At 27.7% G+C, this 18,475-nt stretch carries 20 protein-coding genes and 1 other annotated feature; of the genes, 19 read left to right on the top strand and 1 reads right to left on the bottom strand.

Translation table 11 applies throughout. The features are described 5' to 3' along the window. Nucleotides 1-364: 364 nt before the first annotated feature. The 13 genes from spxA (at nt 365) to KMP12_RS03970 (ending at nt 10,281) form a co-directional block, all read left to right on the top strand. Nucleotides 365-763 carry a transcriptional regulator SpxA gene (gene spxA, locus KMP12_RS04030; RefSeq protein ID WP_215756458.1) on the top strand — a complete coding sequence of 133 codons (399 nt, stop codon included), beginning with the start codon at nt 365-367 and terminating at the stop codon, nt 761-763. A gap of 101 nt (nt 764-864) precedes the next feature. After that, nucleotides 865-1,743, top strand: coding sequence for a CvfB family protein (locus tag KMP12_RS04025; RefSeq protein ID WP_215756457.1), 879 nt, complete (start codon nt 865-867; stop codon nt 1,741-1,743). A 2-nt stretch (nt 1,744-1,745) separates the two neighbouring features. Next, on the top strand, nt 1,746-2,027 hold the full coding sequence (locus tag KMP12_RS04020; protein WP_215756456.1) for a hypothetical protein: 282 nt from the start codon (nt 1,746-1,748) through the stop codon (nt 2,025-2,027). A 12-nt stretch (nt 2,028-2,039) separates the two neighbouring features. Further along, nucleotides 2,040-2,957 (top strand): ribonuclease Z, encoded by a 918-nt coding sequence (rnz, locus tag KMP12_RS04015; protein ID WP_215756455.1) that lies wholly within the window; start codon nt 2,040-2,042, stop codon nt 2,955-2,957. Between the two features lie 21 nt (nt 2,958-2,978). After that, a complete protein-coding gene (locus KMP12_RS04010) occupies nt 2,979-3,539 on the top strand; it encodes an NUDIX domain-containing protein (protein ID WP_215756454.1) in 561 nt (186 codons plus the stop codon). Continuing rightward, a complete protein-coding gene (locus tag KMP12_RS04005; RefSeq protein ID WP_215756453.1) occupies nt 3,536-3,982 on the top strand; it encodes a Fur family transcriptional regulator in 447 nt (148 codons plus the stop codon). Before KMP12_RS04010 ends, KMP12_RS04005 begins: the two co-directional genes overlap by 4 nt. Nucleotide 3,983: 1 nt before the next feature. Beyond that, nucleotides 3,984-4,421: a hypothetical protein gene (locus KMP12_RS04000; RefSeq protein ID WP_215756452.1), complete on the top strand. Its 438-nt coding sequence runs from the start codon at nt 3,984-3,986 to the stop codon at nt 4,419-4,421. A 184-nt stretch (nt 4,422-4,605) separates the two neighbouring features. Then, complete coding sequence (locus tag KMP12_RS03995) at nt 4,606-5,322, top strand: prepilin peptidase (protein WP_215756451.1); 717 nt, start codon at nt 4,606-4,608, stop codon at nt 5,320-5,322. Next, entirely contained in the window at nt 5,316-6,092 is a 777-nt protein-coding gene (gene radC / locus KMP12_RS03990) for a RadC family protein (protein WP_215756450.1), read from the top strand. The genes KMP12_RS03995 and radC overlap by 7 nt, the downstream gene beginning before the upstream one ends. Nucleotides 6,093-6,726: 634 nt before the next feature. Next, a complete protein-coding gene (locus tag KMP12_RS03985) occupies nt 6,727-7,638 on the top strand; it encodes an ABC transporter ATP-binding protein (protein WP_215756449.1) in 912 nt (303 codons plus the stop codon). After that, the gene (locus KMP12_RS03980; protein ID WP_215756448.1) at nt 7,631-8,845 is read left to right on the top strand and encodes an ABC transporter permease; all 1,215 of its coding nucleotides are present in this window, start codon (nt 7,631-7,633) and stop codon (nt 8,843-8,845) included. The genes KMP12_RS03985 and KMP12_RS03980 overlap by 8 nt, the downstream gene beginning before the upstream one ends. Nucleotides 8,846-8,931: 86 nt before the next feature. Next, nucleotides 8,932-9,915, top strand: coding sequence for a Tle-like phospholipase domain-containing protein (locus KMP12_RS03975; RefSeq protein WP_215756447.1), 984 nt, complete (start codon nt 8,932-8,934; stop codon nt 9,913-9,915). A gap of 201 nt (nt 9,916-10,116) precedes the next feature. Next, on the top strand, nt 10,117-10,281 hold the full coding sequence (locus KMP12_RS03970) for a hypothetical protein (RefSeq protein ID WP_215756446.1): 165 nt from the start codon (nt 10,117-10,119) through the stop codon (nt 10,279-10,281). 321 nt (nt 10,282-10,602) lie between these two features. Here the strand turns inward: KMP12_RS03970 and KMP12_RS03965 are convergent, their stop codons facing one another. Continuing rightward, nucleotides 10,603-10,953 carry a flavodoxin family protein gene (locus tag KMP12_RS03965; protein WP_256444869.1) on the bottom strand — a complete coding sequence of 117 codons (351 nt, stop codon included), beginning with the start codon at nt 10,951-10,953 and terminating at the stop codon, nt 10,603-10,605. Between the two features lie 481 nt (nt 10,954-11,434). Between KMP12_RS03965 and KMP12_RS03960 the strand changes: the two genes are divergently transcribed. The 6 genes from KMP12_RS03960 to KMP12_RS03935 all read left to right on the top strand — a co-directional run bounded on the left by KMP12_RS03960 (nt 11,435) and on the right by KMP12_RS03935 (nt 18,366). Continuing rightward, nucleotides 11,435-11,617 carry a hypothetical protein gene (locus KMP12_RS03960; protein ID WP_215756445.1) on the top strand — a complete coding sequence of 61 codons (183 nt, stop codon included), beginning with the start codon at nt 11,435-11,437 and terminating at the stop codon, nt 11,615-11,617. Between the two features lie 388 nt (nt 11,618-12,005). Beyond that, nucleotides 12,006-14,243, top strand: a complete 2,238-nt coding sequence (locus KMP12_RS03955; RefSeq protein WP_215756444.1) for an HAD-IC family P-type ATPase — start codon at nt 12,006-12,008, stop codon at nt 14,241-14,243. Between the two features lie 177 nt (nt 14,244-14,420). Then, nucleotides 14,421-14,660: a binding site (T-box leader), on the top strand. Nucleotides 14,661-14,745: 85 nt separating this feature from the next. Then, nucleotides 14,746-15,489 carry a cyclase family protein gene (locus tag KMP12_RS03950; protein ID WP_215756443.1) on the top strand — a complete coding sequence of 248 codons (744 nt, stop codon included), beginning with the start codon at nt 14,746-14,748 and terminating at the stop codon, nt 15,487-15,489. Between the two features lie 48 nt (nt 15,490-15,537). Further along, nucleotides 15,538-16,704, top strand: coding sequence for a 5-methyltetrahydropteroyltriglutamate--homocysteine S-methyltransferase (locus tag KMP12_RS03945; protein WP_215756442.1), 1,167 nt, complete (start codon nt 15,538-15,540; stop codon nt 16,702-16,704). Nucleotides 16,705-17,059: 355 nt separating this feature from the next. After that, a complete protein-coding gene (locus tag KMP12_RS07840; protein ID WP_215756461.1) occupies nt 17,060-17,239 on the top strand; it encodes a DUF1307 domain-containing protein in 180 nt (59 codons plus the stop codon). A 290-nt stretch (nt 17,240-17,529) separates the two neighbouring features. Next, nucleotides 17,530-18,366: a hypothetical protein gene (locus tag KMP12_RS03935; RefSeq protein WP_215756441.1), complete on the top strand. Its 837-nt coding sequence runs from the start codon at nt 17,530-17,532 to the stop codon at nt 18,364-18,366. The last annotated feature ends 109 nt before the right edge of the window (nt 18,367-18,475 follow it).

The following is an 18,475-nucleotide window of genomic DNA, read 5'->3' as shown; positions in this document are numbered from 1 at the left end:
AACAACCGTTACTCCTAACGAAGTAACGGCTGTTGAACAATGGATAAATCGTTATCCACGTAAATTATTTAATTATGTATGTCCTTATGACTTGCCTGAGGTGGCTAACTTACTATTGTAATTTGCGAAAAAATTAAAGTTAATAAATTAAGATGGCAAGGTATAGGCTAAGGTTAAATTAACAGCATAAAAATAAAAAAAGAAAGTTTTAAAATGAAACTAGCCTCCTAATAGAATAAAAAAACAAAAAAATTTTTCATAAATTTTTTTTGTTATATTGCAAATGACATATTAGTATAGTATAATTATAAAATAAGATGATTATGGAAATAGAAGTTATTTTTATAAGGGAGTGTGAGTTCTGGTGGTAGTTACTTTATTTACATCTCCTAGTTGTACTTCTTGTAGAAAAGCAAAAGCGTGGCTAGTAGAACATAATATAGAATTTGAAGAGAGAAATATTTTTTCTGAACCCTTGACAATAGAAGAAATCCAAAATATTTTGTCAATTACGGAGCAGGGAACAGAAGATATTATTTCAGTAAGGTCAAAAACATTTCAAAAATTAAATATTGATATAGATACATTATCTATGAATTCTCTATATAAAATTATTCAGGAAAATCCTGGTATGTTGAGAAGACCTATTCTCGTTGACGATAAAAGGTTACAGGTTGGATATAATGTGGATGAAATAAGAAGATTTTTACCCAAAGAAGTTAGAGAGAATCAATTAAAAGAGATAAAAAAATATGGTTATTAAGCAGGCTAATTTTACCAGCTAATAATTAAAATTTACAAGGGTTGATTTTGTTATCAGCCCTTATTTTTTGATATAAAATATAAAATTAAGTAAGAGGTAGTATGGAAAAAGAAAATAAATTTATAACAGGAGAAATTCATTTTTTAGAATTAGTAGAAAAAAAATCATCATCATTAGTTTTTAAAACTGAAGACGGAAGAGAGGTTAATTGTAACGAGTCAGACCTTGAAAGTTTAGATGGGTATGAGGTGGGAGAAGAATATTCAATGTTTATCTACCCATCACGCAGTGGCAAATTATTTGGAACTCCTAATATACCAGATGTAATTTATGGAGAATACGGATTTAGTAAGGTAGTAAAAGTTGCTGATGATTATGTAGGTTTGGATATAGGATTTTCAAGAGAGATACAATTACTGGCAGAAGATTTACCAAAATTAAAATCTGTTTGGCCAAAAGAAAGTGATGAATTATTTATAACTTTACGTCGAGATTACAGCGGTCAACTTTTTGCACGTTTAGCAACAGAAACGATAGTAGAAAGTTTATATACAAAAGCTCCCAAAGAATTATTTAACAAAGAAATTGAGGCATATCCTTACCGTTTAATGAAGGTAGGAACATTTCTTTTATCAAAATACGGCTACAAAATTTTTGTTCACGAATCGGAAAGAAAAACAGAGCCACGCTTGGGTCAACTTGTTTCTGTAAGAATTATTGGAGTTAAAGATAATGGCGAATTAAACGGGTCATTTCTACCACGAGCCTATGAAAGAATTGACGCAGACAGCCAAGCCATACTAGACTATATCGAAAATAATAATGGCTACTGTGAATTTATCGATAAAAGTTCTCCAGAAGAAATAAAAGCAATATTTGCCATGAGCAAGGGAAGTTTTAAAAAGGCTGTGGGCAGATTATTTAAAAATAAAAAAATAACAATAGAAGAAGACGGATTATACAAAAGAAAGGGTATATAAAAATGAAAAAAACAAAATTAGATAAAAATATATTATTAGGTGGTATTGTATTAGACCATGAAAAATACCAAGTAGTTCACATGAACTTAAAAAAAGGAAATCAAACAGACAATTACAGTAACAATAGAAATATTTTGATTTTTAATGTTAGTGGGAAAATATCTGTTGCCAAAGAAGACAGTGTAGAAATTTTAAATGAATTTGAAATGCTAGAAATTCCAAAAGATACTATGCACATTATAACTTGTATAGATGACGCTCAAGTAGTTATCTTTAAAATATAAGATAGGTTCTATATGAAAATACACTTTTTAGGAACGGGAGCAGGTGTCCCGTCTAAATATCGCAATACACAGAGTATGGTTTTTAACTTTATGCAGGAACTTAAAGAATGTTGGATGATAGATTGTGGCGAAGCAAGCCAGCATAAAATAATGGACACAAGCATAAAACCATCAAAAATAAAAAAAATATTTATCAGTCATCTACATGGCGACCACATATTTGGCTTGATAGGTTTCCTATCTTCTCGTAGTTTTTTATTAAATAATGACAAGAGCGATTTAACTATTTTTGGTCCCAAAGGAATAGAAGATTTTGTCAATTTTAATATGAAGATAAGTAATTCAAAATTAAATTACAATATTACCTTTATTGAATACCAAAATGAAGAACGTATCTATCAAGATGACAGAGTTCAAGTAGAAATTTTTCCTCTTGTTCATACCATTCAAAGTTACGGTTTCAAAATAAAATTTAAAAATCAAAAGGGAAGTTTAAAAGTAGATAAATTAAAAGAATGTGGTATAATGCCAGGTAGCATTTATAAAACTATAAAAGAAAATGAAGAATTTGAATTTAATAATCAAATATACAAGTCAGCAGATTTTTTAGAAGAGGACAAAAAAGGAAAAACAATTACACTTATTCCTGATACGGTATATTTTCCTGAATTAATAAACTTTATACAGGGAAGTGATATAATAATTTCTGAGTGTACATATTTGAAAGCAGAAGAATTAGATTTAGCAAAAAAACATAAGCACTTAAATATTATTAATATATATAACTTTTTAAATTATATAGAATTTGATAAAATATATTTAACACATATCAGCTCACGCTATGACAAAAAAGATATAATAAATATTCAAGAAAGTCTAAAAGAAAAACAAATATTCATAGCTAATGATTTAGATGAATACGACTTATAAAATTTATAAAGAGGTGTAAGTATGACTAATTTAGAAGAAAAAACAATAAATAAAACAACTATTTATAATGGTAAAGTATTAAATGTTGAAGTCCACGATGTCAAATTGCCAGATGGAAGTCTATCTAAGAGGGAAATTTTACGCCATAACGGAGCAGTTGCAATTCTTGCGGTTACCGACAAAGAAGAAGTTCTTATGGTAGAGCAATATAGAAAAGCTGCTGAAATAGTTACCTTAGAAATACCAGCTGGCAAGGTAGACCTAGGTGAAGACAGATTAGAAACTGCTTTGCGTGAATTAAAAGAAGAAACTGGTTATCAAGTAGCCAAAGAAGAAATAAAAAAAATATGTGATACACATGTTGCTGTTGGTTACAGTTCAGAACTAATTACAATTTATTTTGTAGACAACCTAACAGATGATAAATTAGGTAATCTTGCCCTAGATGAAGATGAATTTTTAAATGTAAAAAAATATAAACTAGATGAAATTTTTACTTTATTAGATAATAATACCATTACTGACAGTAAAACAATCATAGCTTTACAATGGTTAAAAAATATAAGGGGTTGTGTTAAATGACTATCTATAAAGATATAATAAAGACTTTACAAGAATCAACCTATAAACTAACACCACAAAGAGAAGTTATAGTAAAAGTTCTTGTAGAAAATAGCAAAGAACATCTTAGTGCTGAAGAATTATATTTTATCTTAAAAGAAGTTAATCCAGATATCGGCTTAGCAACAGTATATAGAACTTTAGATATATTTTACGACTTAAATATCTTAGAAAAAATAACATTCGGCAATGGTATTGCAAAATATCATCTTCGCCAAAAAGTAACACCAGGTATGCACCACCATTTAATTTGTACTTGTTGCCATGGCGTTCAAACAGTTCAAAATCCTATATTCAATAAACTCATAGCCTATGTAGACAAAGAATATGGTTTTGCAACTCAAGACAACACCATAGCAATTTACGGAACTTGTAGTAAGTGTAGAGAAGAACAAGGTAGCTAGTATGAAATTAGAAAAAATTGATAAATTTTTATTGCTAATAGCTAACTTAATTTTTGCTATTTACATATTTTTAATAGCTGTCTGGGTAGGTTCTTTTAGAGAATATGCTTCAACAGATTATTTAAGAGCAAAATTAGTTGCTCAACTAAGAGAACAAACTAAAATGACAATGGATAGTGCAAATGTTTCTACTAAAGACTTGAATTACATAGTAGAAATTATGGGTAAATTATCCTATTTATACATAGGAGTATTTATATTACTACTTGTGTTTATAATATTTTTACAATTTAAAAGTAAAAGTCGTTATATCTTTGGCTATGTTTTACTCATATACACAATACTCATTACCATATTTACCTTAGGAATATTGTTTATTTCCACTATAATTTATTTTTATGTAGGCCTAAAATTACTACTTAGAAGTCGGCAAACTTGATGTGATAGAACTTGCTAAAACAAATTCTTCCCTATTAGGTATTCTAGGCTTAGCTAGCCTACTAATTTTACAAAAAATAAAAAATATAAAATAAGAATTTTTAGAGACCATATTATAGTCTCTTTTTTTGAACTTGTATTCTATCTATATTTATAATAAAATACTATTGAATGGAGAATATTTTATGATAGTTTATTTTTTAGCAATATTATTTTTACTATTATCAAGTTTTATAAAATGTCTTGTCGATAGCAAGTTAAATAAAGAATTTTTTTATCGCAGAAGCCAGTGCTGTAACTGTAATAAAAAATTAAATTTTATCGACCTAGTACCAGTACTTAGCTACATATTTTTAAGGGGAAAATGCAGATATTGCAACTATAAAATACCAACAGATGTATTTCTTTATGAAGTATTTGCCCTTGTTATTTCAATAATATATCTGGCGACAGTAGACAAAGTTTTGTTCTTAAATTTTTTTGATTATTTTACAGTAATGTTATTAATTTTTATTGCAATAGAAGATATAAAAAAATTTGAAATAGATGAAAAATTACAAGTTATTTTATTAGTTACTAACATAGCTAATATATTTTCAAAAAATAATTTTAGTAATTTGAAATATAGTATCTTGCTAGTAATAATGTATCATATAATTTATTTTATTTTAAAAAGTGGTATAGGTTATGGAGATATTAAATTATTTTCTATTTTGTGCCTCACTTTGAATTTTTTTGACGGGCTGTATCTATTTTTATATACATTTATTTTAGCTGGCTTTTTTAGTATATACTTAATCCTTGTCAAAAAGATTGATAGAAAAACAAAAATCCCCTTAGCACCCTATATATGTCTAGCCTATATTATAGTTTTAATAAATGGAGAAGTTTTGTTATGGTAAATAATATAAAAATTAAAGATTTAGATTGTGAAGATAGACCGAGAGAAAAATTAAAAAAATACGGAGCTAGTAATCTTTCTGATAAAGAATTATTAGCCATATTACTTAGAACAGGTACGCAAAAATTAAACGTTATAGAATTGGCAGAAAAAATATTAAAGGATATTGGTGGCATAAATAATTTACGCTATGCAACCTTTAATGAATTGCAAAAACATAAGGGGATAGGTCAAGTCAAGGCTATAAATATTTTAGCAGCTTTAGAATTTGCCAAGAGAATTTTTACAGAAGACATATCAGAAGAAGTAGCCTGCGACAATCCACAAGTAGTAGCAAATTATTTTCGACATAAACTATCAACTTTAAAACAAGAAGTTTTTATTGCTGTCGACCTTAATACCAAGGGGAAAATTCTTGAAGAACGTGAAGTTTTTAAGGGAAGTTTATCATCTTCTTTGATACACCCAAGAGAAATATTTAAAAATTCTGTAAGAAATAGTGCTGCCAGTATAATTTGCCTACATAATCACCCGTCTGGAGATGCCAGCCCATCCAGAGAAGACATTAAAACCACATATAATTTAATAGAAGTTGGTGAAATATTGGGAATAAGTTGCTTAGACCATATAATTATTGCCAAAAAAGGATATTGCAGCTTGATAAAGGTGCTTAATATCTTAGCCAAAGAAAAAATTTCATTAGAGAATTTAAGCAGTGAAATATTAGAAAGAATATTAAAACAATATAATTTGGTGGAAAGTTATACATAAATAAAGAGAATAAATTAATTTTCTAGTAGGTTTTAAATTATTTGAGATAAAGTCTATTAAAGAAAAAGGAGAAAAATATAAAAAGAAAAACTTATATAATTATAGTTTTATTCATAAATTTTATACTAGGTGTATTAATATTTATACTTGTTAATACTAAGTATGAAAATTTAATAATTCTTGGAACTGTCGCTATACTTTTCTTGCATTCAGCTTATTTATTAATTATAAAAAAATTATAATTTATTGGCAGGTATGTAAGAAGGAGAATTTGAACGAAGACAAAACATTATAGAGGAAAAAGTTAAAAATGAAAAACTTTCCTGAATTTTAGGGTATATTTTTTTATTTTTAGAATTAGTTTTTTACTTTTAGCATATTTAAAATTTTGCTGAAATAAATTAGTTATTAGTAAAAATATATAACCAAAAATAAAAAATAAAATCTTTAAATATTAAACATTATAAATTCAAAATTTTAAGTGATTAAGAAATTCTTTGTAAATGATATAAACAATTTCAAAAAATAATGTAATATATATGCTATAATAGTGATAACAGAAAATTATATTTTAGTTTTTCATAAAATAAGAGCTTGATATGATTTTCAAAAATTAGGAAAGGATTTATTTAAAATGATATTAGAATTTCGTAATGTTCATAAAAGTTTTGGAGATACGCAGGTTTTAAAGGGTGTAAATTTTACAGCTAAGAGCGGTATAGCTAACGGATATTTGGGACGAAATGGTAGTGGTAAGACAACGAGTTTCAGACTTTTGTTAGATATTTTTAGGGCTGATAAGGGAGAAATTTTGTTAGACGGCAAGCCTATAGATAGAAAAAAATTAAAAATTGGTTATTTGCCAGAGGAACGTGGTATGTATGATGGTGTTGGTCTGGTTGAGCAGCTAGTTTATTTTGCCATGCTGAAGGGTATGGATAAAAAGACTGCAAAAAAAGAGGCGAAACGCTGGCTAGATTTTTTTGAATTAGAGGATAATAAAAAACAATTAAAAACTTTGTCTAAGGGTAATGCTCAAAAAATTCAAATTATTCAGTGTGTGATTGACGACCCAGATATTTTAGTTTTAGATGAGCCTTTTAGTGGTCTTGACCCTGTCAATGTCGGAAAGTTAAAAGAAATTATTAATGATTTTTTAGCCCGTGATAAGCTGGTTATTTTTTCTTCTCATCAAATGCCAGTTGTTGAAAATTTCTGTGAAGATATTAATATTTTAGAAAAAGGTGAAGTGATTTTATCTGGAAATCTTGAAAATATAAAAAAAGATTTGGGAAATGGTAAAATGCTACTTAGTGTTAGAGAATTAACTAGAGAGCAACTATTAGAAGCTATCTGTTCTACTGCTATCGATGTTGAGTGTAGTTTAGAAAAAGATATGGTTTTATTGGATTTTAAATCAGCAGAGGCTAAGAAAGAATTGCTAATTTATATAGGTGATTTAGGATTTAATATTGAAGAGTTTAGCTTGTTTAAGCCTAGTTTGGAGCAAATTTTTGTAGAAAGAGTAGGAGGCAGTGATGAGTAAACTATTAACAGTATTTAATTTTGAATTTAAAAATTATTTCAAGAGAAAATCTACCATAGTAGTATTTGTTATTTATTTTGTTATAGCTTTTGGAATAACTTTTATTCCTGCTATAATTAATGGAGATAGTTTTGTAAAAAAATTATTTTCTGGTGAAGATAATAGTAATTTTCAGCGTAGTGCCTATATTGTAAAAGATGTAGCTATTGATAAAACTTATTTAAAAGACGCAAAGGAATATTCTAACAGAAGTCAGCTTGAACAAGATATTAAAGATGAAAAAATAGATGAAGCTATAATTTTATCTAATGATAATTATGAATATTTATCTAAGTCTAATAGTCTTACTCTTGGCAATACAGAGTTTAATAGGCTCTTTGATAATTTTGTTAGACAGTACGCTTATCAAAAAAATGGTTTAGATTTTTATAAGGTCGCAGAGGTAGAAAAAAATATTCCTAAAGCAAAAGTAACTGCAATTAGTGCAAAAGGTGATGAAGAAAATAAATTTGTTAATGTCAGCATTATTTATTTTTTATCATTTGCTCTGTATTTTATGATACTTATGTTTGGAAGTGTAATGGCTAGTAATGTAGCACGTGAAAAAACTAATCGTGCTATGGAATTATTGGTAGTAACTGTTAAACCGACAATATTAATAGTTGGTAAGGTGCTAGCATTTTCTTGTATAGCTGTAACCCAAATATTATTAATGTGTGTTTCCTTATTAGCTGGTTTGAAATTAAATTTACCAAATTATTCAGAAGCTACGAAAATACTTGTTAGTAACCTAGATTATAGTTTAATTTGGGTATGGGTTTTATTCTCCTTAACAGGTCTAGTTATGTTTATGTTTTTATTCTCAGCATTTGCATCTTTAGTAAGTCGTATCGAGGAAGTTAATACTGTAATGATATTTCCTACTATGATTTTTATCTTTGCTTTCTTTTTAAATCTTTTCACTATGAATGACGCTGGCAATGGAAAATTTGTTGAGATATTATCATACATCCCCCTAACATCTTATTTTTCTATGGTAACCCGCTATGCTTTAGCAGAAGTTAGCATGATTGAGTTGTTTGCATCTTATGCTATACTTTTAGCAACAACATTTTTAATAGCTCTTATTTGTATAAAAGTTTATCGCAATGCAACTTTAAGATACGGTAAAAAACTTAGTTTCTGGAAAGTTGTTCGTAATAAATAATAATTTTAAAAAGTTTAGTCTTATACTGTTAAGATTAAACTTTTTATGTTATATTTAAGAAATTATATAGTAAAGAGGTAGTTATTATGACAATTTTAGAACCGACTATTCATGCGGCAAAAATAACTTATCAAGTAGAAGCTATGCGACTTGTGAATAGTAATAAAAAAGTGATAGTAAATTTTTTAGACCTACAAAAAAAACTTGGATTTTTTCCAAAAGAATTAGAATATATTAGCAGTTTTTATGACAGCAAAACAGGAAGTAGCGGAAGTTTTTTTGAAGATAGAAAAAGAAATAATTATATTTTAGCCTATACTGGTACTAATCCCTATACAGATTTTCAAAAAGATTTTGAAACTGACCTTTACAGTATTGCACTGGGTCAGGGTAGACACTACCGAGCTTGTATTAATTTTTATAAAAAAGTTAGGGACAGGTATGGGGATAATATTATTTTAACTGGGCATTCACTTGGTGGCAATATTGTTCAAAGGGTGGCAGTTGAATTTAACGTAAAAAGAAGTGTCATCTATAATTCTGCTCCACTTTATATAGAAAATGGTGTCGAACTTTTTATGGACGTTAGCCCGGAAAATAAAAATTTATATCTAAAAAGATTGAGGCGATACAAGAAAAATAAACTTGCAATAGAAAGTAAAATTGCTGATTTTTCAGGAGAGATTTTACATTTTTCTTCTCAAGATGATATTTTAAATCGTATTATGGCAGTTTTAAAAGATGAAACGGTATATTGCTGTAAAAATTATATTTTAAAAAATGCAGGCAAGCATTCCTTAAAGGCAATGATTACAAATTCGCAGCAACTTATCTGTAATATTATTGAGGGCAAGGAATATGAAATTTCTGCTTTGGCAGAAAATTATTCTTTGCCGAGCAAGCTAGAAACAAAAAGTATGTTGCAAGTGGCTAGTAATGGCGACTTATCTTTAGAATATTTTGCTAGTATGTTTATAGGTTCTAGTGGTGTTTTGAATTTGGTCGGGACTATTGGTCAAGATGTAGATATTAGTAAATTTATTAGATACTTACTTTCTAAAATAGAATAATAGCCATTCCGATTTAGTTGTAATATATAATTTTATATTTTACTTAAAACTTTTTTATTACGATTTGTAAAATTTTTGGAATAAGGGTTTTAAAAAGTAAATCGTAATGATTTCTTTAAAAGGAAAAAGTATTGACAGAAAATATAAATCGTAATATAATAAAGATCCAATAAAAATAATAATTAGTAGGAGGAAGAAAATATGGAAAAATGTAAATGTGGTTGTGAAAAAGTAGGTTGTACTTGCCAAGAAAAATGCGACTGTGGTTGCCATAATGAAAAAGCAGATTGCACTTGTGGAGATTGCAAGTCTGGCAACTGTGACTGCCAAGAAAAATGCGACTGTGGTTGCCAGAAGGCGGCATAAAATTAAGACTATGATTATTTTTAATCATAGTCTTTTTTATTATCGGCAAATGAGATTTTTAGTTATCAGCGAATAATATTTTAATTATCAGCGAATAATATTTTAATTATCAGCGAATGATTTTTTAATTATCAGCGAATGATATTTTAATTATCGACAAATGAGATTTTAATTATCGACAAATGAGATTTTAATTATCGACAAATGAGATTTTAATTATCGGCGAATGATATTTTAATTATCACTAAGTAAATTTTTAATCCAGCTACTAGCATTGGCTAAATCATTTTTGTCAGGGTGAGCTTTAGAATCCTATAGCCATTAGAGCATAGGTTGGTCTATCTTATGAATAAAATTCGGTTCTCGCCATGTTAAAAATTTGAAAACTATTAATATTTTGGGGTCTATTTTTCCTTGACAGATAAAAGTTGTTAAAATTTCATTATCTTTTTCTTGCATATATTTTAAATAGTTGTCTATGGAATCTTTTGCGTGATAGTGGTAATTTGGCAGACCGCAAGTCATAAAGAGGGCAACTTTTTTCTTCTCAATTTTTTGTTCTGCAATAAATTTTTGCATATTTTTATTGACTGTAGCCTTGTCGACCCAGCAACCCAAAATATATAAATCATAGTCAGTCAATGTTTTTTTAACTTTTCTAATGTCATAAATATCTACTTCATACCTATCTTTTATACTTTAATACATGGCTAGAGCAACTTTTTTTGTATTTTTAGTTTTTGATGAATATGCTAGTAGAATTTTCATTGCTATACTCTCCCTCGACCTACTTATTAAATAAATTATAGCATAAATTTTTTGTCGGGTAAATGATAAACATTATCAAGTATTTTAAAATTTTTATTGTGATAAGTTAAAAATTATTTTAATTATTTAGAAGATATATAAGATTTACGATAATATTTTTTTAATATTCGAAAAACTATTACAAAATAAATTGTCAAAAGTACATTATTAATTTTAATATAATTTAACTTACACCGCAACTTTACTAGGAAAATTTTGAGCATATATTTAATATTTTAAAAATATTAGCTTTTTTTATAGTTTACTTTTAATTTAAAATATTTATTTTATTATTGATTTTTTAATTTTATTTTGTTATTATATTATGTAGAAAGGAAGATTTTAGATGATGAATATTATTATAATTTTACTTGTTATAATTATTTTGCTTTTACTGTTTATTATTTTCAGCAATTTTAAAAAAAATAACATAGAAATATTTGGTGATGATATGCTTGCAAATATTATTATAATCAGTGGAATTATATTAGGAATGGTAACAACAATTTATCATATAATGAAATATTAAAAAAATTTTATAAAATTCAGAACAGTATTTTAATAATTATTATTAACCTAGTTTTAACTTATATTTTAGGATAAGGCTATATGCTGTCAAGAGATTATTAGAAAATTATTAAAAGTTGTAGAATATGTTTAGTAAATAAGCTAGCCTATAAATAATTCAAACAAATTATTACCCTAAGACTAAATAATAAAAATTATTCTGGCGGCAAAAAAGAAAAATCTAAGTATTATATTTACAATATCGAAGAAAATTAAAAAAGAGTGATACTAAAATCGCTCTTTTTTGTTTGGAATTAGCAAAGTTTTTTTGTTGTTAATTTTTTGTTATAATTAGGTATAATATTTTATATTGATTATATGAAATAAAAAATTTAATTTGGGGTGAGTTTTTGAAATTTTTAACGAATGAAGAAGTAAAACAAGCTAAAAAAAATATTGATGTGGTAAAACCCTACAAGACTACCAAAGAAATTATTTTTTCAAATGTCTTTACCTTTTTTAATGGTATGATTTTAGTTTTAGCATTTTTTGTAGCAACAACTTTAAGATTTGAAAATTTACTTTTTGTTCTTGTTATAGTAATTAATACTGTTATAGGAATTTATCAAGAAGTAAAATCGAAAAACGCCTTAGAAAAACTTAGTCTGATAAGCAGGGCAAAGTACAAGGTTAATAGAGATAACAAGGTTCAAGAAATAGATATATACGAAATTGTTTTGGGAGAATATCTAAACTTAAATCTTGGCGACCAAATTCCTTGTGATGGAGTTTTGATTGCTGGAGAAATAGAAGTAGATGAATCTTTACTTACTGGTGAAAGTGATAATATTTATAAAAAAGTTAATGATAAGCTTTTGAGTGGAAGTAATATTGTCAGTGGTAGTGGCTTGATGAAAGTTACGGCAGTAGGAGAGGATAGTTATATTAATAAGTTGGCTCAGGACAGTAAAAAGTTTAAAAAATATCCGTCTAAGTTAAGAGATTACTTGAATACAATTTTGAAATATATTTCTTTTTTATTAGTTCCAGTTGCTATTATACTGTATCTAAGAGGTAAGTTTATTGGTTTAGACTATGTAGATATAGTTTTAAATAGTGCAGGTGCCTTGGTAGGTATGATACCAGAAGGACTAGTTCTTTTAGTTAGTGTTTCCTTGGCTGTGTCTGCCTACAAGCTGACAAAAAAGAAAGTTTTGGTACAAGAATTATATTGTACAGAAACTCTGGCTCGTGTAGATGTTTTATGTTTTGACAAAACAGGAACAATCACGACAGGAAATATGAATGTTGTAGCAATAGATGAATTAGCAAAAGAAAAATTATCTAGCTATCTAGCCTATTTTGATGATGAGAATGCAACATCAAGAGCCTTAAAAAAATATCTGAGACTAGAAAAAAAATGGCATGTAATTAAAAAAGGAGCATTTTCTAGTAGGGATAAATTTTCTTACATTCAAGTAAAAGATGAAGGAACATATTTTTTTGGAGCTTTTGAATTTTTGAATATAAAAGAAAAATTAGCAAGTAATTTTGAAGAATATAAAAATAATGGTTATAGAATTTTAACTTTAGCATTTAGTAAAGACTTTATAGATAAGCCTAAAGATACAGAGTTAATTGGCAATGTAGTTTTATCTGATGAAATTAAGGAAAATACAAAACAAACTTTTGATTATTTTAACAGTCAGGGTGTAGACATAAAAATAATTAGCGGCGACAACCACAAGGCAGTTTTGGGTGTTGCCAAAAAAGCTGGTTTTAATAAAAATGCTCTGGCAGTAGATATGACTAAAGTCAGTGATGAAGATTTTGAAAGTGTAGTTTTAAATAATCAAATTTTTGGTAGGGTTAGTCCTAATCAAAAAGAAAAAATGGTTGAGATTTTACAAAAAAATGGTAAGACGGTTGCCATGAGCGGCGATGGTGTTAATGATGTTTTGGCACTAAAAAAAGCTGATATTAGTTTTGGTATGAAAGAAGCGACAAGTGCAGTAAAAAGTGTGGCTAATATAGTTTTACTAACTGATGATTTTGGAGTTTTTTATAATATTCTTATGGAGGGACGTAGGGTAATAAATAACATTCAAAAGGTGGCAGCCCTATTTTTAACAAAAACATTTTTTTCAATTTCTTTTGCCATATTGTCGGTAATATTTGCAATGAAATTTCCTTTTATTCCTATTCAATTTACAGTTATTTCTGCACTAACTATAGGAATACCCTCATTCTTTTTAACCTTTGAAGAAAATAAGCAAATAGTTAAAAATAATTTTATGAAAGAAGTTTTGACTAATGCAAGTTTGGCTGGGAGCATTCTTGTTGGAGCAGTCTTGCTGGTCAATATTTTTCAAATTAATTCAAGTATAGCCTTTATATTAGCCCTACTTAATGGACTACTTATGGTTTACAGGGTAAGTTTACCCCTTAATAGCCATAAAAAATTATTATTATATCTTTTAATTTTAGGTGGGGTCTTGGGTGTTTGTGCCAATATTTTTATTTTAGAAAAATCTTTTGTTAGCCTTACTCTTAAAGATATTATTTTATTACTTATTACATTTATTTTTGTAGTAACTTTGCATTTGCTAACCCTAAAAAAACAAGTTAAGTATGATATAAAAAAATAATTTTGCTAGCTATTAATTAAAAGAAAATTTTTATTTTATTAATTAATTACAAGCATTAATTTATAAAATTTTAGTAATTAATATAAATAATATGTATTTTAATTTTAATTTTCAGAAAAATTTTTAAAAAAACTATTGACGAAATTTTTAAATTTTGTTATACTCTCCCTAACATAAAATAACACGTTGATAAGAAAAGTAAAAGTGGCAGATTTTCCAGAGAGTCTTCGTTTGGTGCAAGAAGATAAAGATAAAACTTTGAAAATGGTCTTTGAGTGTTAGTGGTCGAATATTTTAGACTGCTACGGGCAAGCCCGATATAGCTTCGGAGTATAATACTATTTTAGTACGTACTTTAGTGAGATGATTTTTTAATCAAATCAAGGTGGTACCGCGTATATTAATAACGCCCTTGAACAAGTTTATTCTTGTTTGAGGGTGTTTTTTAATTCTACTTTTTCTTGGGCGTTTATTTTATAAATAATAATAAAGGAGAATTGTAATGGCAGATTTACTTAATATATACAAAATTTTAAAATCAAGAAAGTGGGTTAATCTTTCTCATCAAATAGATGAAAATTCCCCACACTTTCCAGCTCTACCCGTTTTGGAAAAAGTAGACTTGTTCACTTTAGAAGATGGCTTTCACGTGCAAAAATTTTCTGTGGTTGGGCAGTACGGTACGCACATAGATGCTCCTATTCACTTTGTCAAAGGTGGAAGATATTTAGATGAAATAGCTTTAAAAGATTTATTGTTACCCCTATATGTAATTGATAAGTCAAAAGAAGTTGCTGAAAATAATGATTATGAAATAAGAAAACAAGATATTTTAGATTTCGAGTTAGAGTACGGAAAAATTTTGCCAGGATCGTTTGTAGCCTTTAGAAGTGATTGGTCAAAACGCTGGCCTAGTCAAGACAAGATAAGAAATTTAGATGACAAAGGCGTGCAACGCACACCTGGCTGGTCAAGAGAAGCCTTGGAATTTTTAATTCATGAAAGACAGGTCAAGGCTGTTGGCCATGAAACTTTGGATACTGACGCAGGTTTGACAGTAGCTAAAAAAGGATTTTTATATGAAGAATATTACCTACTAGAACAAAATATTTACCAAGTAGAAGTATTAAATAATTTGGACAAGTTGCCAGCAGTGGGTGCCTTAATATCTATTGCATATCCTAACTGGAAAGAAGCAACAGGTTCACCCGTCAGAGTAATAGCAATATTACCTGAAGAAGAATAAAATATAAAAAATATTATTAAAAAATTATTATTTAAGGAGATTTTAAAAATGACAGAAATAAAAAAATGTAATTGTAATTGTAGCGGACATAACGCACCATTTAGAGCTGACCATGTTGGTTCCTATTTAAGACCAAAAGAATTGGTAGAAGCTAGAGAAAAATTTTCTCAAAATTTAATCACAAGAGAAGAATTAACACAAGTAGAAAACAAGGCAATTAAAGAATTGATAGCCAAACAAAAAGAAGTAGGACTAAAAGGAATTACAGACGGAGAATTTCGTCGTGCTTATTGGCACCTAGATTTCTTTTGGGGATTAAATGGAGTAGAACACACGCAAGCTAAAATAGGTTATCAATTTCATGATGAAACAACAAAACCAGATTCAGCTGGCTTGACAGGAAAAATTTCTGGAGAAAATCACCCCTTTATAAATCATTTTAAATTTGTTAGAGATGAAGTTGGTAAAGACGCAACACCACGTCAAACTATTCCAGCACCTGCACAATTTTTTAGAGAACTTATAAGAGATGCAGAAAATACAGCAAATACTTTTAATGTTTATCCAGATAAAGAAGAACTTTTCAGAGATATTATAAAAGCATATAAGACGGTTATATTTGATTTATATGAAGCTGGTTGCCGTAATTTACAATTTGATGATTGTACTTGGGGAGCTTTGTCAGATGATAACTTGCTGGGAAAAGTAGCAAACGCTAATTGTCAAAGTATAGAGGAAGTTAGAAAAGATTTATCCGCTGATTTTATAAAATTAAATAATGGAGTTTTAGAAGGCTTGCCAGAAGACTTGGTAGTAAATACACACGTCTGTCGTGGTAACTTCCATTCTTCTTGGTTCTGTCAAGGTTCCTATGACAAGGTAGCAGACACACTATTTGCTAAAGAAAATGTAAATGCTTATTACCTAGAATTTGATACAGATAGAGCTGGTGGATTTGAACCTTTAGCAAAAGTTACACCAGGCAAAAAAGTTGTATTAGGACTTTTAACATCTAAATCTGCTACATTAGAAAATAAAGAAGAAGTAATAGCAAGAATAAAAGAAGCAGCCAAATACGTTCCACTTGAAAACTTATATTTAAGCACACAATGCGGTTTTGCTTCTACTGAAGAAGGAAATATTTTAACTGAAGAAGACCAATGGAAAAAAATTAAACTTATCCAAGAAATAGTTGCAGAAGTTTGGGGAGAATAAAAACAGATTTTATTTTTTAAAAAAATATTGTATAATATAGAATTTAAATTTAAAAATTAGGAGAAAAGTAACGAAAAAATTATTATAAATTTTATTTACGCTTATATTATCAGTTACACCTGTAGGTTGCAGTTCTACTTCAACTTCAACAGACACTAAACAAGAAAATAATTCAACTTCAACAAGTAATAAGCAGGAAGATAATTTTCAAATAAAAACCTTTAGTAAGCAAGATGAATTAGTAATTTCAGAATTAGTTTATGTTCATCAAGGATATAGGCTTCTAAAACAAACTGCTAGGAATACAATTAATTATAAGCAAGCAGATCTTTTAAAATAAGATATGTAAGCTAGAATAAATCCTCTAGCAGAACAATATAAGGGAATTTCTGGAATAACTCATAAAATAGAATATCTTGATGATGTAATCATAGAAAATTTAGAAGTAGACTATGCAAAAATAGATGTAGCTAAATCAATACAAGGACTAATTATTGACGGAAATACTAAAAATATAATTTTAGCTAAGAGTTAAGAATTATTATAAAAAGAAGGATATTTAGAGAAAAAATAGATAAACAAAAAAGCTAAGTAATTTTTTACTTAGTTTTTTATTTTGAAATTTGTGTGGATAATTTATTTTAAATTTTTTATGCTATTTTATTAAAACTATAAATTTTTGAAAGCTCTAATTTATTTATTATATCAAATATTTTGAAGAAATACAAGTCTTGTTTTTTTCTTTTTTATTTATTATAATCGGGATGTAGATAAAAGTATATACTTTAAAACAATTAATAATATTTATAAAAGGAGGGAAATATTATGAATAAAAAAATAAAAATAGCAAGTGCTGTAATTTCGGCTAGTTTATTAGTTTCTCCCATTTCAGTATTAATTAATCATTATGATAATGTGGCTAAGGCTAATAATTATTCAAATTTAAATATAGGAAAAATGCTATATTTAAATAAAAATGAACAATATGTAGTTGTTAATAAAAATGACTATTTTATTACAGAATATGTAGTGGATAATAAAAAAATTTATAGCGTTATTTTAAAAGGTAAAGAACATTTAAGTAAAGATGAAAAAGAAAAATATTTAAATTTAGCAAAAAAAGATATAGAAAAATTACCTCAAGATAGAGCATTCCCATTACTTGTAGTTATAACAATAGTTGCTGGATTAGCGACTGTCGTAGGGATATCGAATGATATATATAAAACTTATTATAAACCTGATATAGATGAAGTTTCAAGAGCAGAGTCTGTTCAAAATGGTTGGATTAGTATATCTAAAGATTATAAAACTATGTGGTTTTATAAAGAAAATGGAAATTTCAAGAGCGGTTGGCATTGGGATGATTATTATGATGGATGGTATTTTTTCTATGATATAAAATTTAGTTTTTTCTTAAGATCTGATGTTTACGCTTCATTAATGTATAATCCCAGATTTGAAAATAGTCCATGGTTAAAAATAAACGATAAATGGTATGAATTTGAAGATGGAGGAAAATTAATTCAATATTCTGGTTGGCGAGAATATAATGGTAAATGGTTATATCATTTACCAGGCGACTATGGGGCTGTTGCTGGTCAAGGTTTGTATATAGCTGGGACATGGTATGATTTTGATGAAAATGGGTATTGGGTGTAAAAATGGAAAATAAGATATCATTATTATTAAACTCTGTAACTACTTCATTTTCCACTATAACATTAATAGGAGCATATCTTTTGTACAAAAAAAATAAAGAAAAGTCTAA

Source organism: Gemella sp. zg-1178 (assembly GCF_018790995.1).
Classification (GTDB): Bacteria; Bacillota; Bacilli; order Staphylococcales; family Gemellaceae; genus Gemelliphila.
This window is presented reverse-complemented; position numbering and strand designations above follow the sequence as displayed.

Coding starts and splice junctions, on each gene's coding strand:
- KMP12_RS04025 (WP_215756457.1), top strand. CDS start 865: ATGGAAAAAGAAAATAAATTTATAACAGGAGAAATTCATTTTTTAGAA.
- KMP12_RS04020 (WP_215756456.1), top strand. CDS start 1,746: ATGAAAAAAACAAAATTAGATAAAAATATATTATTAGGTGGTATTGTA.
- rnz (WP_215756455.1), top strand. CDS start 2,040: ATGAAAATACACTTTTTAGGAACGGGAGCAGGTGTCCCGTCTAAATAT.
- KMP12_RS04010 (WP_215756454.1), top strand. CDS start 2,979: ATGACTAATTTAGAAGAAAAAACAATAAATAAAACAACTATTTATAAT.
- KMP12_RS04005 (WP_215756453.1), top strand. CDS start 3,536: ATGACTATCTATAAAGATATAATAAAGACTTTACAAGAATCAACCTAT.
- KMP12_RS04000 (WP_215756452.1), top strand. CDS start 3,984: ATGAAATTAGAAAAAATTGATAAATTTTTATTGCTAATAGCTAACTTA.
- KMP12_RS03995 (WP_215756451.1), top strand. CDS start 4,606: ATGATAGTTTATTTTTTAGCAATATTATTTTTACTATTATCAAGTTTT.
- radC (WP_215756450.1), top strand. CDS start 5,316: ATGGTAAATAATATAAAAATTAAAGATTTAGATTGTGAAGATAGACCG.
- KMP12_RS03985 (WP_215756449.1), top strand. CDS start 6,727: ATGATATTAGAATTTCGTAATGTTCATAAAAGTTTTGGAGATACGCAG.
- KMP12_RS03980 (WP_215756448.1), top strand. CDS start 7,631: ATGAGTAAACTATTAACAGTATTTAATTTTGAATTTAAAAATTATTTC.
- KMP12_RS03975 (WP_215756447.1), top strand. CDS start 8,932: ATGACAATTTTAGAACCGACTATTCATGCGGCAAAAATAACTTATCAA.
- KMP12_RS03970 (WP_215756446.1), top strand. CDS start 10,117: ATGGAAAAATGTAAATGTGGTTGTGAAAAAGTAGGTTGTACTTGCCAA.
- KMP12_RS03960 (WP_215756445.1), top strand. CDS start 11,435: ATGATGAATATTATTATAATTTTACTTGTTATAATTATTTTGCTTTTA.
- KMP12_RS03950 (WP_215756443.1), top strand. CDS start 14,746: ATGGCAGATTTACTTAATATATACAAAATTTTAAAATCAAGAAAGTGG.
- KMP12_RS03945 (WP_215756442.1), top strand. CDS start 15,538: ATGACAGAAATAAAAAAATGTAATTGTAATTGTAGCGGACATAACGCA.
- KMP12_RS03935 (WP_215756441.1), top strand. CDS start 17,530: ATGAATAAAAAAATAAAAATAGCAAGTGCTGTAATTTCGGCTAGTTTA.